Below are 13,807 nucleotides of genomic sequence, written 5' to 3'. Positions count from 1 at the left end.
ATCCGCGCATTATAGGAAATGAACGTTTCCTAATAAAGGGGCAATAATCGGGGAGTCCGTTCTGCCCCTTCATCGTGCATTGCTCTGCCTTATGAAAATTTCCGAAAGCCTCGCGTTGGCATCTTCCCCAACCCTCGTCGGTTGCGCTGGCTGGTCGCTATCGTCGCAGGACCAGGGCACCTTCGCTTCGGAAGGTAGCCACCTCGAACGTTACGCACGTGTCTTTCCCTGCGTAGAAATCAATTCTTCCTTCTATCGCTCGCATCAGGCACAGACCTACGCCCGATGGGCAGATAGTGTTCCGGACGCCTTCCGCTTCAGCGTGAAACTGCCCCGGACCATCACCCACGATGCGCGCCTGCAGCGGTGCGAAGGATTGTTGCGTGCGTTCCTGGACGAGGTCGCGGCGCTGGAAAAGAAGCTGGGCTGCATCCTGATCCAGCTGCCGCCCAGCCTTGCGCTGGAAGCGCGGCAGGCCGGGCGGTTCCTGTCCCTGCTGCGCAGGCACACATCCATGCCGGTCGCGTGCGAGCCGCGTCATCCCAGCTGGTTCACGCCGCGTGGCGCCGATCTGTTGCGGGGCGCCCAAGTGGCCTGCGTGCGGGCGCATCCATCGCCGGTGCCCGGCGCCGACCCGGTGGGCGATCCGTCCTTGTTCTATATACGGCTGCACGGGGCGCCGGATATGTATTACTCGGCTTACGATGAGACGTTCATCCAGGCGGTCGCGGCGCGTGTGGACGAGGCGCGCGCGCAGAACAGGCTTGTGTGGTGCATCTTCGACAATACCGCGCGCGGCGCGGCGATTCCGAATGCCCTGGCGCTCATGCGGTCGCTTTCGACGCGTCCCAGGCCGACATGATGCGGCTGACGGCGGCATCCATGACGGCGTGCCGCACGCCATCGCGCGCCAATGTGGACAAGCCCGTCAGGAAGGCGTCGAACACCGTCGCCAGGCCGCGCACATCGGTATCGGGCCGGAGCTCGCCGCTGTCCACGCCGCGTTGCACGCAGGCGCCGATACCGGCCCGGGTTCGCGCGCGCGAACGCGTCAGCGGCGCGGTGACCTCCGCATTTTCCGGCGATGTCGCGCTCATGGCGCCCAGGCCGGCCATGCATCCCTTGGGATGGCCGCGTTCGCACTGCATTTTGGCGGAACGGCGCAACGCGGTTTCAATGGCGTCGCGCGGAGACAGGCTGTCGTCCCAGAGGCATTCGGTCACCTGGGCATAGGTCGCCAGGTAGCGTCGCGCGCATTCCTGGAACAGCGCTTCCTTGGAGCCGAAGGCGGCGTAGAAGCTGGGCGCCGAAATGCCCTTGCCCATGCCCGCCTTCAACTGGGCCAGCGAGGTGGATTCATAGCCATGTTCCCAGAAGATATGCATCGCCTGCTCGACCGCTTGGTCACGATCGAAGGTGCGGGGGCGTCCCATGATCGCCATGTCTTTATCCTTTTATTACCGCATTTATTATAGCAAACGGTATATAAGTCGTTGACGGCCCGGGCAGTGTTCAACTAATGTACCAATTGATATATATCACGGGCCCGGGATGGGCGGGAGAGTGGCATGGAAATCGGAATGATCGGGCTGGGCGCCATGGGGCGCGAACTGGCGCGCAACCTGGCCGCGGCGGGGCATGTGGTGAAGGCCTGGAACCGCTCCGGTGGGCAGGTCGAAGGCGTGACCATGGTGGACACGCCGGTGCGGGCGCTGCAGGCGGACATCGCCTTCACCATGTTGTCCGACGACGCCGCCATCCGCGCGGTGCTGCTGGATGCGGACCTGCTGGCGCAGGCCAGGCGAGGACTGGTGCACGTGGTGTCGTCGACGATTTCCGTCGCGTTCGCCAAGGAGCTGATGCGGCACCACGGGGAGGCCGGCATTGACTATGTCGCGGCGCCAGTGCTCGGCCGGCCCGACGTCGCGGCCAAGGGCGAGCTGAACATCCTGGCCGCCGGCGCTCCCGCCGCGCTGGACAAGGCGAGGCCGGCGCTGGAAGTCATCGGCAAGCGGATCTGGGAGATGGGCGAGCAGCCGCCCATGGCCCATGCCGCCAAGATCGCCTGCAACATGATGATCACCATGGCGATCGAAGCCATGGCCGAGGCCGTCGTGCTGACCGAGGCCAACGGGGTGGAGCGCGACCGTTTCTTCGAACTGATCTTGAACACGCTGTTCGGCAGCCGGTCCTACCAGGTGTATTCCGCCAACATCGCGCAGGATCGCTACGAGCCGGGATTCAAGGCTTCCCTGGGACTGAAGGACCTGCGGCTTGCCGACGCGGCCGCCGGCGAACTGGGCCGCAGCCTGCCCATGCTCGATGCCGTGCGTCGCCAGATGGCCGAAGCAGTGGACGCCGGCGGCGCCGACAAGGATTGGTCGGTGATGGCCGAATACACGATACGCACGCCGATCCCGCGCCGGTAGGCACGCGGACCATCGACGCCATCGATCGTCCTCCCTGATATTTTTCATTTCCGGCGATCGCCGTTCCCGCCTAGCCTTACGTCGCCGCCGCATGCCGCGCCAGGCCCGGTCATCGGGTCGCGCTCGCGCGGCGGATGCCATGACAACAAGGAGACGACGATGGCACCGGACAACAGGGGGCGCCGACGCCTGCTGAAACAGACCTGCGCGCTGGTGGGAGCCGGCGCCCTGACGCCGCTGGCGTGGGCAAAAGCGGATTCAGGCGTGCAGCGACGCGTGATCACGTCTTCCGCCAGCGACGGTGTGCGCCTGGCCGTGTTCGAGGCGGGCAACAGGGCGGGCCCGCCCATCGTCTTCGTCCATGGGTTTTCGCAAAGCCACGAAAGCTGGGAAAGGCAACTGCGGGACCCGCAACTGCTGCGGCGTTTCCATCTGGTCGCGTACGACCTGCGCGGGCATGGCGCGTCGGACAAGCCGCCGGTGCCGGAAGCCTATAAGGACGGTCGCAAATGGGCGGATGACTTGCATACCGTCATCAAGGCAACCTGCGGATCCAGGCCATGCCTGGTGCCGTGGTCGTATGGGGGCCGGGTGGTCAATGACTACCTGACCGTGTATGGAGACGGGGAGGTGAGCGCGATCAACTATGTCGCCGCGACCTCCACGGGCGACCGCGGCACGCTCGGCCGTTCCTTTGCCTTGCTGCTGGACATGCTTTCGGACGATCCCGCCAAGGCGCAACGCGGCACCGAAGCGTTCCTGCATGCATGCTTCGAAAAGCAGCCCACGCCCGCGGCCATGGCCGAGATGGTGCGCTTCAACAATGAAACGCCGGTGGCGGTGCGCAAGCTGCTGGGCGGCCGGCCCGCGGATTACGACGCCGCCTTGCGGCAAGTAAAGGTGCCCGTGCTGGTGACCCACGGCATGCACGACCAGATATCCGCCGTGGCCATGAGCCAGTACACGGTCTCGAAAATCCCGCAGGCGCGGCTGTCGCTGTATGAGGACGCCGGCCATTCGACCTTCTATGAGGACGCAAGCCGCTTCAACGACGAACTGAGCGCTTTCATGCGCGCGAACGCAGGTGGTTGAGGAAGGCCGCGAAGGTCGGGGCGTGATGCGGGTTGCGAGGGTAGTACAGACAGTGTCCGTCGAAGGGCGGGCTGAAGTCGCGCAGTAACGGCGTGAGCGCACCGGATTCGAAGTAGGGCTCGACGTGGTTGGAGGGGACGTAGCCTATGCCCAGCCCGCGCAGCGCCGCCAGGACGATCAGGCTGAGGTTGTTGCAGATCAACGGTCCCCGCGGGTCTATGGTGATGCCGCGGCCATCGCGCTCGAATCGCCAGCGAAGGATGGCGCCGCTGGACAGCCGCTGGCGTATGCACCGATGGGCCAGCAAGTCATGCGGCTGCGCCACGGGCGGCCGGTCACGCAGGTAGGCCGGCGATGCGAAGGCCACCATCGCGACCGGTGGTCCGATCGGTATGGCGACCATGTCGGGTGGCACCTGGTCCCGGAAGCGGACGCCCGCGTCGCAGCCGGCGGCCACGATGTCGACCAGCGCATGGTCGACGCGGATTTCGAATTCCACATCGGGATGCATGGCCTGGAAGCCGGCCACGGCATCTTCGAGCAGGAGCCGGCCGCCGTATTCCATGGTGCTGACGCAGATGCGTCCGGTCAAGGTGTCGCCGATGTCGGCGAGCTCCGTGAACGCCGCATCGATGCTGGCGATGGCCGGCGTCAAACGCTGCGCCAGGCGTTGCCCCGCTTCGGTCAGCGCCACGCTACGCGTGGTGCGCTTGACCAGGAGCGCGCCTATGCGTGCCTCCAATCCTTTGATGGTGTGGCTGAGCGCCGAGGGAGAGACCCCCAATGTGAGGGCGGCGCGCCGGAAGTTCAGGTGCTCGGCCACGCGGAGAAACGCGGTCAGCTCTGCCAGCGTCGGCTGTTTCATGGCGACCTTCCAATTAGTGAGCGTTGCTCAACAACCTCTGAATTGATCGGCTGATTGTATTGCTGTTGTGCATCTAATAGATTGCACGGAGCGGGCCGTGACGCAACCGTCGTCGCTCGCGAGGGCCAGCGCGCCGCATGTGGCGGGCAGATCGGGCTCGCCGTCCCACAATCAAAAAGAGGCATATCGAACGTGAAGAACATACTCATTACGGGCGTGTCGAGCGGGCTTGGCCGCGCCATGGCGAACGCAGCCTTGGCCAGGGGCCACCAGGTGATCGGCACCGTGCGCCAGGATGCGCAGCGGCAGGCGTTCGAAGCGCTGGCGCCGGGCCGCGCGTTGGCAAGATTGCTGGACGTGCGCGACACCGCCGGCATCCAGGCCCTGGTGCAAGAATTGGAAGGCACGCTGGGGACGATCGACGTGCTGATCAATAACGCTGGCTACGGCCTGGTGGGCGTCCTGGAAGAACTCGATCTGGAGGCGCTGCGCCAGCAATTCGAAGTGAACGTCTACGGCCCGGTCGCATTGATACAGGCGGTGCTCCCCGGCATGCGCAAAAGGCGCGCGGGCCACATCGTCAATGTGTCGTCGATGGGAGGCATGGTGGCGTTTCCCGGGCTGAGCGCATACCACGGCACCAAGTTCGCCCTGCTGGGCATGACGGACTCGCTACGGCAGGAAGTGCGAGACCTGGGCATCCACGTAACGGCCATACTGCCCGGCATCTTCAGCTCGGACTGGTTCAGCCGGTCGCAGCAGAAGGCCGATCATGCGATCGACGACTATGACGCGGTGGTGAACGCCACCCACGATTTTGCATTCGGCGATTCGGTGGCCCTGGGGCGGGTCGTGGTCGATGCCGTCGAAATGAATCAGCCTCCCGAAAAGCTGCTGATCGGGCCCACCGCGGTGCGCCTGGTCACGGCCGCGCTGGCCGACTGGCAGGCAGAGATCGCGCGCTGGGAAACACTGTCGCATGCGGACGGCCAAGGTTGAGGCGGTACGCGGATTGTTGATAAAGGAGGGGCTCATGATCGTGCGCAATATCCGGATGGCCGCGCTGGCCATGGCTTTATCCGTGGCGTCCGCCGATGCGGCTCATGCCCGATCTCCGGCACCCAATCAGTTGCTGGGCGCCTGGCGCATGGTATCGGCACAGCTCGATCCCGACGGCAGGAACTTGCCGGCCTATGGAGAAAGGCCCAACGGCCTGCTCGTTTTCACTCCCGATATGCGTTTCATCGAAGTGCTGACGGACGCCAGTCTGCCGCCATTCGCGTCCAATGCCCGCGGGAAGGGCACCGACGCCGAAAACCGCGCCGCCATGGCAAGCGGCATAGGCTTCTTCGGCACCTATACGGTCGACGGCAACGGCGAATTCAGCGGCAACCGCGTGGAGGGTTCCACCTTTCCGAATTGGGTAGGCAGCGTACGCACGCGGAAGGACCTGACCCTGAAGGTGGCCGGCGACCACATGGCGGAAGAATTCCAGCGTCCGGATGGGACCAGGATCCGCATCCGCTGGCAGAGGGCGAAATAGTCGGCGCGGGTCCGCCGGTTGCTGTGACGGGTAGTCGGCACGCTCGCGGGCGTGCATGTTGTCAGCATTGGAGACCGTCATGAGCGATATACAGAAGCCGAAACCACCTTTCCCGGATCAGCAGCAACAACAAACCCCCGGCCGTACGGCGCCGATGACGCCGCAGCCGGACCATGGCGAAAAGTCGTATCGCGGCTCCGGCCGCCTGGCGGGCAAGGCCGCGATCATCACGGGCGGGGATAGCGGTATCGGCAGGGCGGTGGCGATCGCGTACGCTCGCGAAGGCGCGGATGTGCTGATCGCTTACCTGGACGAAGACGAAGACGCGCGCGAGACCGGCCGCTGGGTGGAGGAAGCCGGCCGCAAGGCCGTGCTGTTGAGCGGCGACATCAAGGACCCGGCGCATTGCAAGGAGATCGTCGAGCGCGCCGCGCGGGAATTCGGCCGGCTGGACGTGCTGGTCAACAATGCCGCCTACCAGATGACCTACCCGTCGATCGAGGACATCAGCGACGAGGAATGGGACAAGACCTTCGATACCAACATCGGCGCCATGTTCCGCATCACGCGCGCGGCGGTCAAGCACATGCAATCCGGTGCGTCCATCGTCAACACCACGTCGATCAACGCCGACAAGCCGAATCCGGGGCTGCTGGCCTACGCCGCGACCAAGGGCGCGATCCAGAACTTCACCGCGGGGCTGGCGCAGATGCTGGCGGAAAGGAACATCCGGGTGAACTGCGTGGCTCCCGGACCGATCTGGACGCCGCTTATTCCTTCCACCATGCCGAAGGAGAAAGTGGAGCAGTTCGGCAGCCAGGTGCCGATGAAGCGGCCCGGCCAGCCGGCCGAGCTGGCGGCCGCCTACGTGATGCTGGCTTCCGACGAGGCAAGCTATATCTCGGGCGCCACGATCGCGGTTACCGGCGGGGCACCGATCCTCTGAGCGCGGCCGCGGGGGGGCGACGGCACTCGTGCCCCCGCTTGCCAGCCGGGCATCCTGGCAGTATGATTGAGCAATCACTCATTAATTGGACAGGAATGGCACGTCCCCGCAGTCAGGACAAGCGTGAGGCGATACTCGCCGCCGCGGCGCAGGCATTGGCTGCGGACGGCCCGGGTGCGACGACCGCGCGCATCGCACGGCTGGCAGGGGTCGCGGAAGGGACCGTCTTTACCTACTTCGCCAACAAGGACGTCCTGCTGAACGAGCTGTATCTGCATCTGAAAGCAGGCATGCGGGAGGCGATGCTGGATGCCTTTCCGCGCGGTGCGTCGCTGGAGCGGCGGGCGCGTCATGCGTGGAACGCCTATATCGACTGGGGCCTGGCGAATCCCGATGCCCGGCAGGCCTTGCGCCAGTTGAGCATCAGCGGCCGCATCGAAGAACGCAGTCGCGTTGCGGGTGCGCAGGGCTTTGGCGAGATTGGCGCGATGATGCGGGAACGCACCGGCGGCGGCGACGACATGCCGGCGGATCAGCTGCAGGCCTACCGTTCGGCGCTGTTTGCGTCGCTGGCGGAAACCACGATGGAATACAGCGCCGAGGACCCGGACAGGACGGCGTTCTATCGGGACCAGGGCTTTCGCGCCTTGTGGGCGGTATTGAAGGCGCATTGACGCCATCTCCATGGTCGGCAGCGGGCTATCCCGCGACGGCGTTCGATTCGGTTGATCCGGTGCGGACGTGTCGATCCAAAAAGCCGACTGCCATATTAATGAGTGAGTAATCAACCATTTATTTCTTTATACGTTCAGGAGTCAAGCATGTCCAAAGTCTGGCTAGTCACTGGCGCCGCGCGCGGCCTGGGTCGTTCCATCAGCGAAGCGGTGTTGGCGTCGGGCGATCGCCTGGTCGCCGGCGCCCGCGATCCGTCACGCCTGGCGGATCTGGTCGCGCGCTACGGCGACCGCATCCTTCCGGTCGAACTCGACGTGAAGGACGCCGACGGCGCGCAGCGCGCCGTGGCGGCCGCGCTGAAGGCCTATGGTCAACTCGATGTACTGGTCAACAACGCCGGCTACGGCCACGTCGTGCCGTTCGAACAGATGGATCCGGAAAGCTTCCGCGACCAGGTGGAAACCAATCTGTTCGGCGTCGTCAATCTGACGCGGGCTGTGATGCCGCTGATGCGGGAGCGTCGCGCGGGGCACATCTTCCAGGTCTCTTCGGTGGGCGGCCGCACGGCCACGCCCGGCTTGTCGGCGTACCAGGCGGCGAAGTGGGCGGTAGGCGGCTTCAGCGACGTCGTCGCGAAGGAAGTGGCGCATCTGGGTATCCGGGTCTGCACGCTGGAGCCGGGCGGCATGCGTACGGACTGGGCCAACACCGCCAGGCCGGCGGCCGGCGCCAGCCTGGGGGACTATGAGGCATCCGTCGGCCGCGTCCTGAAGGTGTTCGGCCAGTATGCGGGCCACGAGGTCAGCGACCCTGCCAGGATCGCCGCCTTGATCGTCGAACTGTCGCGCCGTGACGACCTGCCGCTGCGCCTGTTGCTGGGCGGCGATGCGTTGTACGTCTGCGAGCAGGCGGAGACGGAACGCGCCAGCGAAATGGCCGCATGGCGCTCGACCACGCTGTCGACGCATTTTCCCGGCGCGGAGCTGCCGGCGGGCCTGGATGAACTGAAGAAGTTCAAGTAGGACGCCGCCCTGGCCGCCATGGTGGTCGTTGCCGCTGTGGTGGCGTGCCGCTGGTGGTCCATGGCCGCCGCGCCGCCGTGGTGGCGGCCGGATGGGCCTGTGCGGCTACTCCACTTCGATCACCACCTTGCCGGTCGCGCCGCCGCCGCGCACGCGCTCGTGCGCGGCCTCGGCCTGGTCCAGAGTAAAGCGCTGCTCGTCCATGCGCGGCGTCAGCTGGCCCGCTTCGGCCAGTTTCGCGGCTTCGCGCAGGATGCGGCCGTGCGCGTCCCGGCCTTCGCCGGTGATCAAGGGGCGCAGGGTGAAGACGCCGGCGTAGCGGGCGGACCGGAACGAAAGGGGCGCCAGGGAATAGCTGCCCCAGCCCAGCGAACTGGTGACCCGTCCGTGCACGTGCACCGCGTTGAACGCCGCATCGAGCGCGCCCACGCAGTCATACACCGCGTCGAAGCCCTGGTTGTTCGTCCATTCCCGCACGTAGGCGTCCACCGGCGTGTCGCGCGCGATGGGCGTGACGCCGATCGAGCGCAGGTAGTCGGCCGAGCGGGCACTGTCCACGCCATAGACGTCCGCGCCGCGCGCCCGTGCCAGTTGCACGGCGACGTGGCCGACGCCGCCACCGGCGCCGATGACCAGCACTTTTTCGCCGGGCTGGACGGCGGCGATATCGACCATGCCTTCCCATGCCGTGATGACGGCCAGGGGCAGGGCGGCGGCCTGGCGCATGGAGAGATTCGCCGGCTTGTGGGCAAGCAGCCGGGCGTCGACCGCGGCGAATTCCGCCATCGATCCCTGCACGCCGGCGACGCCGCCGGCCATGGCCCATACCTCATCGCCGGGCTCGAATCCGCTCACGCCGGGCCCGACCTTTTCGACGGTGCCGGCGAGGTCCATGCCGAGTATCGCGGGCAGCGGATGTTGCGCATGCGCGGCCGCGCCAGCGCGGATTTTCAGGTCCAGCGGGTTGACGCCGCTGGCCTGGATGCGCACCAGTACTTCGCCGGCGCCTGGGTTGGGAAGGGGGGTCTGCTTCTGTTCGAAGGGCGCATCGGGCGCGTTGACCCAAAGTGCCCGCATGGTCGGGGTGGTCATGTGTGTTCTCCAAATCCTTGGCGCTGGCGTGGGCCGCGCCGTCCGTGAAAGACACTCTAGGCTCAAAGGAAACGCATGTGAATCCATAAATCTGACATGGATCCATGCAAAAATGCATGAGTGCCGAAACAGACGGATGGGCGGTGGGCCTAGAGGGAGAACGTGCATGGACTGGAGCGACTTGCGGATATTCCTGGCGATCGCGCGCGAGGGCAGCCTGGGGGCGGCCGCGCGGGTGCTCGGGCAGACCCAGCCGACGATGGGCCGCCGCCTGAAGTCCCTGGAGCAACAGGTGGGGCATGTGCTGTTCCAGCGCACGCAGCATGGCTTCGTGCCCACCGACGAAGGCCAGGCCTTGCTCGCGCATGCCGAAAGAATGGAAGCGGAAGCGTTGGCGGCCATGCGCGAACTTTCCGGCGCGGAGACCCAACTGTCGGGCCTGCTGCGGGTGTCCTGCTCGGACTGGTTCGGCACGCTGCTGCTGACGCCGGTGATCGCCGAGTTCAGCGAGCGGCATCCGGGCGTGACCATCGAACTGTTGACCGATCCGCGCTTGTACAGCCTGCCGCATCGCGAGGCGGACTGCGTCATGCGCATCCTGCCTTTCGAGGACCCGGACGTCGTCAGCAAGAAACTGCTGCGCACGCAGTACGCGTTATATGGCCGCGCGGGGCAATGGCGCGCGGCACCGGGGGGCGGGCAGGGATGCCGCCTGGTGTTGATGGATACGGCATTCGGCAACATGCCCGACGTGGCCTGGGTGACGCGCCTGCTGCCGCACGCGACCGTGGCCGCCCGCAGCAACAGCCGGGAGGCGCAGGCGCGCCTCTGCGCGCTGGGCGTCGGGCTGGCGGTGCTGCCGCGGCCGCTGGGCGACGCGACGCCAGGGATCGAGCCCATCGACCTGGGAGAACCCCCGCCGTCGCGCGATACCTGGTTGGGCTACCACCGCGATATGCGGCGCCAGCCGCGCCTGAGCCGCTTCGTCGAACTGGTCAGCGACAGGCTGTCGGATGCTGGGCGGCGCGGCGCGCGGCGTTGACGGCGCGGCGCGCCGTTTCGCCAATTCGGCCGTTTCGGTTGTTCAGGTCGTTTCGGCTCAGGCCGACGCGCCCACGCTTTCCAGCGCCTGCATCGCGTCATCCGGCAAGCGCAGCTGCGCCGCAGCCAGGTTTTCGCGCAGATGGCCCACCGACGAGGTGCCCGGGATCAGCAGGATATTGGGCGAGCGGCGCAGCAGCCAGGCCAGCGCCACCTGCATCGGGGTGGCGTCCAGCCGTTCGGCGACGTCCGACAGGATGGACGACTGCAGCGGGCTGAAGCCGCCCAGCGGGAAGAAGGGCACATAGGCGATGCCCGCGCGGGCCAGGTCGTCGATCAAGGCATCGTCCGCGCGGTGGGCCAGGTTGTACAGGTTCTGCACGCACACGATGTCGCAGATGCCGCGCCCCTGCGCGATCTGCGTGGGCGTGACGTTGCTCAGCCCGATCTGGCGCACCAGCCCCTGGCGTTGCAGCTCCGCCAGCGTGGAGAGCGGCTCCTCGATCGACCCTTCCGCGGGGCCGTGCGTGTCGAACATCACGCGCAGGTTCACCACGTCCAGGACGTCGCGGCCAAGGTTGCGCAGGTTGTCGTGGACCGCCTGCGTCAGCGCCGACGGCGAAAACGCCGGCAGCCAGGATGCATCATCGCCGCGCCGGGCGCCGATCTTGGTGACGATGACCAGATCGTCCGGGTAGGGCGCCAGTGCCTCGCGGATCAATTGGTTGGTGATGTGCGGGCCGTAGAAGTCGCTGGTGTCGATGTGGTCGACACCGGCGTCGACCGCTGCGCGCAACACGGCCAGGGCCGCGGCCTTGTCCTTGGGCGGCCCGAACACGCCGGGACCGGCCAGCTGCATGGCGCCATATCCCAGGCGTTTGACGGTGCGTTGGCCCAGGCTGTAGGTGCCGGCTTGATCGAGGGTGGACATGTCTGGAATTCCCGTTGGATGGATCACAACTGCAAGATAGCCAATCCGCGACCGCGTGATAATCCCATACAATCCATACGGCTTGTGCGGAATGGCGAACAATCGCTGCGGTTGCCCGGCACCGCGGAGGCAAGCTCGGATGGGGCAAGGGGCGGAGATTGAAGGTCGACCTGAATGACTTGAATGCCTTCGTGGCGGTAGCGCGCGCCGGCGGCTTTCGCGATGCGGCACGTCTGAACGGCGGCAGTGCGTCGGGCCTGAGCGAAGCGGTGCGGCGCCTGGAAGCACAGCTGGGCGTGCGCCTGCTGAACCGTACGACCCGCAGCGTCGCGCCCACCGAAGCGGGCACCGGCTTGCTCGACCGCCTGGGCCCCGCGCTCACCGAGATGGAAGCCGCGCTGGACACTGTGAACGGCTTCCGCGACCGGCCGGCCGGCACCTTGCGGCTGAACGTCCCCATGAGCGTGTCGCGGCTGGTGCTGCCGGCGATCGTGCCGGCCTTCCTGAAGGAGTACCCCGACATCCTGATGGATGTGGTCGCGGAAGAAAGCTTCGTCGACGTGCTGGCCGCGGGCTGCGACGCCGGCATACGCTATGAAGAGCGCCTGGAGCAGGACATGATCGCCGTGCCCATCGGTCCGCGTGTGCAACGCATGGCGGCGGCCGCGGCGCCAGCCTACCTGGAACGCCATGGACGTCCACGGCATCCCCAGGACCTGATGCGGCATGCCTGCCTGCGCGGACGGTTTCCCAGCGGCACCATGCCGCCGTGGGAGTTCGAACGCGACGGCGAAACCGTGCGCGTGGAGGCGACCGGGCCGCTGATCGTGCGGATAGGCGGCGCCGTGGACCTGGCGGTGGATGCCGCCGTCGGCGGCAGCGGCATCGTCTACCTGTTCGAGGACTGGCTGCGGCCCCACCTGGAGTCGGGTGCGCTCGAACCTGTGCTGAAGCCATGGTGGCCGCGGTTTTCCGGGCCGTTCCTGTACTACCCGGGCAGGCGCCTGATGCCCGCCCCGCTGAAGGCCTTTGTCGATTTCATCAAGCGCCCGGCTTTTTCCGGAACGAAATAGCCAGGCGGTTGAACGCGTTCATCAGGCGTTGCCGCCGCGCTCAGGCGCGCTTGCGCGGCGCCAGGGTCGAGATCGGCACCGGCGCGCGGTCCTTTTCCGGGGTGCGGTGATAGCGCCGCGCGAGCGCGAGGAAGGCCGCCAGGGCGCTGGAGACATAGCCGTCGGTGCGGCGCACGAACAGGGTTTCCGCCCGGGCCTGGTCGGGCGGCAGGCGGTGTATCGCCACGCGTCCCGCCTGGAAGGCCGACGTGACGATGCCCTTGGGCAATAGCGTCACGCCGACGCCGGCGGCGACGCAGCCGAGGATGGCGTCCAGCGAGCCGAACTCCAGCGGCTGCGCGGCGACCACGCCCATGCTGGCCAGCAGCGTATTCAAGCGCTGGCGATAGGAACAGCCGCCGCCGAACACCACGGTCTTGAGCTCGACGATCCTGGCCAGGTCCTTCATCGATCGCACCGCGGGGCTGCTGACCAGCACCAGCTCTTCCGTGAAAATGGTTTCCTGGTGTACGTCCGGGTGGTTGACCGGGCCGCTGACGAAGGCGCCTTCGAGCCGGCATTCCACGACGTCGCGGAGCAGGCCGGCGGTCGTGCCGGTGTTCAGGGTAAGCCGCACGGCGGGATAGGTGCTGGCGAATTCGATCAATAGCGGCGACAGACGCAATGCAGTGGTCGTTTCCAGGCCGCCCAGCACGAGCGCGCCGCCGGGCTCACCGTCGTCCCTGGCGGCGGATTCGGCTTCCGCCAGCAGCCTGGCGATGCGGGCGACGAAGGGCAGCAGGCGCTGGCCGGCCGGCGTGATGGTGACGCCGCGCGCATGGCGCTGGAACAAGGGCACGCCCAGTTCTTCTTCGAGCGCGCGGATCCGGGCGGTGACGTTGGATTGCACCGTGTGCAGCTCGCTGGCCGCCTTGTTCATGCTGCCGTGCCGGGCGACGGCGGCGAGGGTTTCGAGGTCGGCTGTGTCCATGGGGCCTGGGTTCCGGGTTCGTCCGCGGTGTGGATTGGATGCTTCCAGCGTAGCACGGGTATCAGTAAATAAGATAACTGGTATCTGATCAATTCGCTTCTTGAGATAGGTGGCAAGGCGTAGGCTGT

15 protein-coding genes are annotated in these 13,807 nt (G+C 66.5%); 10 read left to right on the top strand and 5 right to left on the bottom strand.

The window, feature by feature from the left end:
- The first annotated feature begins 91 nt into the window (after window positions 1-91).
- Window positions 92-862: a DUF72 domain-containing protein gene (locus CAL26_RS16175; protein ID WP_094847880.1), complete on the top strand. Its 771-nt coding sequence runs from the start codon at window positions 92-94 to the stop codon at window positions 860-862.
- On the opposite strand, the gene CAL26_RS16170 is transcribed toward CAL26_RS16175, so the two are convergent.
- A complete protein-coding gene (locus tag CAL26_RS16170; protein ID WP_094847879.1) occupies window positions 825-1,442 on the bottom strand; it encodes a TetR/AcrR family transcriptional regulator in 618 nt (205 codons plus the stop codon). The two genes, CAL26_RS16175 and CAL26_RS16170, sit on opposite strands and share 38 nt — an antisense overlap.
- Before the next feature lie 126 nt (window positions 1,443-1,568).
- Here CAL26_RS16170 and CAL26_RS16165 point away from each other — a divergent pair, with 126 nt between their 5' ends.
- Window positions 1,569-2,429 carry an NAD(P)-dependent oxidoreductase gene (locus tag CAL26_RS16165; RefSeq protein WP_094847878.1) on the top strand — a complete coding sequence of 287 codons (861 nt, stop codon included), beginning with the start codon at window positions 1,569-1,571 and terminating at the stop codon, window positions 2,427-2,429.
- A 159-nt stretch (window positions 2,430-2,588) separates the two neighbouring features.
- Window positions 2,589-3,521, top strand: a complete 933-nt coding sequence (locus CAL26_RS16160) for an alpha/beta fold hydrolase (RefSeq protein ID WP_094847877.1) — start codon at window positions 2,589-2,591, stop codon at window positions 3,519-3,521.
- On the opposite strand, the gene CAL26_RS16155 is transcribed toward CAL26_RS16160, so the two are convergent.
- Window positions 3,496-4,386: a LysR family transcriptional regulator gene (locus tag CAL26_RS16155; RefSeq protein WP_094847876.1), complete on the bottom strand. Its 891-nt coding sequence runs from the start codon at window positions 4,384-4,386 to the stop codon at window positions 3,496-3,498. The two genes, CAL26_RS16160 and CAL26_RS16155, sit on opposite strands and share 26 nt — an antisense overlap.
- Before the next feature lie 192 nt (window positions 4,387-4,578).
- On the opposite strand from CAL26_RS16155, the gene CAL26_RS16150 reads away from it, so the two are divergent.
- The 5 genes from CAL26_RS16150 (at window position 4,579) to CAL26_RS16130 (ending at window position 8,572) form a co-directional block, all read left to right on the top strand.
- Window positions 4,579-5,385 (top strand): oxidoreductase, encoded by an 807-nt coding sequence (locus CAL26_RS16150; RefSeq protein ID WP_256988479.1) that lies wholly within the window; start codon window positions 4,579-4,581, stop codon window positions 5,383-5,385.
- A gap of 34 nt (window positions 5,386-5,419) precedes the next feature.
- Window positions 5,420-5,929, top strand: a complete 510-nt coding sequence (locus CAL26_RS16145; RefSeq protein ID WP_094847875.1) for a lipocalin-like domain-containing protein — start codon at window positions 5,420-5,422, stop codon at window positions 5,927-5,929.
- 79 nt (window positions 5,930-6,008) lie between these two features.
- Window positions 6,009-6,875 carry an SDR family oxidoreductase gene (locus CAL26_RS16140; RefSeq protein ID WP_094847874.1) on the top strand — a complete coding sequence of 289 codons (867 nt, stop codon included), beginning with the start codon at window positions 6,009-6,011 and terminating at the stop codon, window positions 6,873-6,875.
- Between the two features lie 95 nt (window positions 6,876-6,970).
- On the top strand, window positions 6,971-7,549 hold the full coding sequence (locus CAL26_RS16135) for a TetR/AcrR family transcriptional regulator (protein ID WP_094847873.1): 579 nt from the start codon (window positions 6,971-6,973) through the stop codon (window positions 7,547-7,549).
- Between the two features lie 147 nt (window positions 7,550-7,696).
- Entirely contained in the window at window positions 7,697-8,572 is an 876-nt protein-coding gene (locus tag CAL26_RS16130; RefSeq protein WP_094847872.1) for an SDR family NAD(P)-dependent oxidoreductase, read from the top strand.
- A 105-nt stretch (window positions 8,573-8,677) separates the two neighbouring features.
- On the opposite strand, the gene CAL26_RS16125 is transcribed toward CAL26_RS16130, so the two are convergent.
- Complete coding sequence (locus tag CAL26_RS16125) at window positions 8,678-9,664, bottom strand: zinc-dependent alcohol dehydrogenase family protein (RefSeq protein WP_094847871.1); 987 nt, start codon at window positions 9,662-9,664, stop codon at window positions 8,678-8,680.
- A gap of 166 nt (window positions 9,665-9,830) precedes the next feature.
- Here CAL26_RS16125 and CAL26_RS16120 point away from each other — a divergent pair, with 166 nt between their 5' ends.
- Complete coding sequence (locus CAL26_RS16120) at window positions 9,831-10,706, top strand: LysR family transcriptional regulator (protein ID WP_094847870.1); 876 nt, start codon at window positions 9,831-9,833, stop codon at window positions 10,704-10,706.
- A gap of 57 nt (window positions 10,707-10,763) precedes the next feature.
- Here the strand turns inward: CAL26_RS16120 and CAL26_RS16115 are convergent, their stop codons facing one another.
- Window positions 10,764-11,636 carry an aldo/keto reductase family oxidoreductase gene (locus tag CAL26_RS16115; protein ID WP_094847869.1) on the bottom strand — a complete coding sequence of 291 codons (873 nt, stop codon included), beginning with the start codon at window positions 11,634-11,636 and terminating at the stop codon, window positions 10,764-10,766.
- Between the two features lie 158 nt (window positions 11,637-11,794).
- Here CAL26_RS16115 and CAL26_RS16110 point away from each other — a divergent pair, with 158 nt between their 5' ends.
- Window positions 11,795-12,709, top strand: a complete 915-nt coding sequence (locus tag CAL26_RS16110) for a LysR family transcriptional regulator (protein WP_094847868.1) — start codon at window positions 11,795-11,797, stop codon at window positions 12,707-12,709.
- Between the two features lie 40 nt (window positions 12,710-12,749).
- Here CAL26_RS16110 and CAL26_RS16105 read toward each other — a convergent pair whose 3' ends face one another.
- On the bottom strand, window positions 12,750-13,679 hold the full coding sequence (locus CAL26_RS16105) for a LysR family transcriptional regulator (protein WP_094847867.1): 930 nt from the start codon (window positions 13,677-13,679) through the stop codon (window positions 12,750-12,752).
- Window positions 13,680-13,807: the final 128 nt, after the last annotated feature.

The sequence above is a fragment of the Bordetella genomosp. 9 genome, from assembly GCF_002261425.1.
Classification (GTDB): domain Bacteria; phylum Pseudomonadota; class Gammaproteobacteria; order Burkholderiales; family Burkholderiaceae_B; genus Bordetella_C.
The sequence above is the reverse complement of the archived record's forward strand: the minus strand, read 5'-3'. Positions and strand labels throughout refer to the sequence as shown.

Coding starts and splice junctions, on each gene's coding strand:
- CAL26_RS16175 (WP_094847880.1), top strand. CDS start 92: ATGAAAATTTCCGAAAGCCTCGCGTTGGCATCTTCCCCAACCCTCGTC.
- CAL26_RS16170 (WP_094847879.1), bottom strand. CDS start 1,442: ATGGCGATCATGGGACGCCCCCGCACCTTCGATCGTGACCAAGCGGTC.
- CAL26_RS16165 (WP_094847878.1), top strand. CDS start 1,569: ATGGAAATCGGAATGATCGGGCTGGGCGCCATGGGGCGCGAACTGGCG.
- CAL26_RS16160 (WP_094847877.1), top strand. CDS start 2,589: ATGGCACCGGACAACAGGGGGCGCCGACGCCTGCTGAAACAGACCTGC.
- CAL26_RS16155 (WP_094847876.1), bottom strand. CDS start 4,386: ATGAAACAGCCGACGCTGGCAGAGCTGACCGCGTTTCTCCGCGTGGCC.
- CAL26_RS16145 (WP_094847875.1), top strand. CDS start 5,420: ATGATCGTGCGCAATATCCGGATGGCCGCGCTGGCCATGGCTTTATCC.
- CAL26_RS16140 (WP_094847874.1), top strand. CDS start 6,009: ATGAGCGATATACAGAAGCCGAAACCACCTTTCCCGGATCAGCAGCAA.
- CAL26_RS16135 (WP_094847873.1), top strand. CDS start 6,971: ATGGCACGTCCCCGCAGTCAGGACAAGCGTGAGGCGATACTCGCCGCC.
- CAL26_RS16130 (WP_094847872.1), top strand. CDS start 7,697: ATGTCCAAAGTCTGGCTAGTCACTGGCGCCGCGCGCGGCCTGGGTCGT.
- CAL26_RS16125 (WP_094847871.1), bottom strand. CDS start 9,664: ATGACCACCCCGACCATGCGGGCACTTTGGGTCAACGCGCCCGATGCG.
- CAL26_RS16120 (WP_094847870.1), top strand. CDS start 9,831: ATGGACTGGAGCGACTTGCGGATATTCCTGGCGATCGCGCGCGAGGGC.
- CAL26_RS16115 (WP_094847869.1), bottom strand. CDS start 11,636: ATGTCCACCCTCGATCAAGCCGGCACCTACAGCCTGGGCCAACGCACC.
- CAL26_RS16105 (WP_094847867.1), bottom strand. CDS start 13,679: ATGGACACAGCCGACCTCGAAACCCTCGCCGCCGTCGCCCGGCACGGC.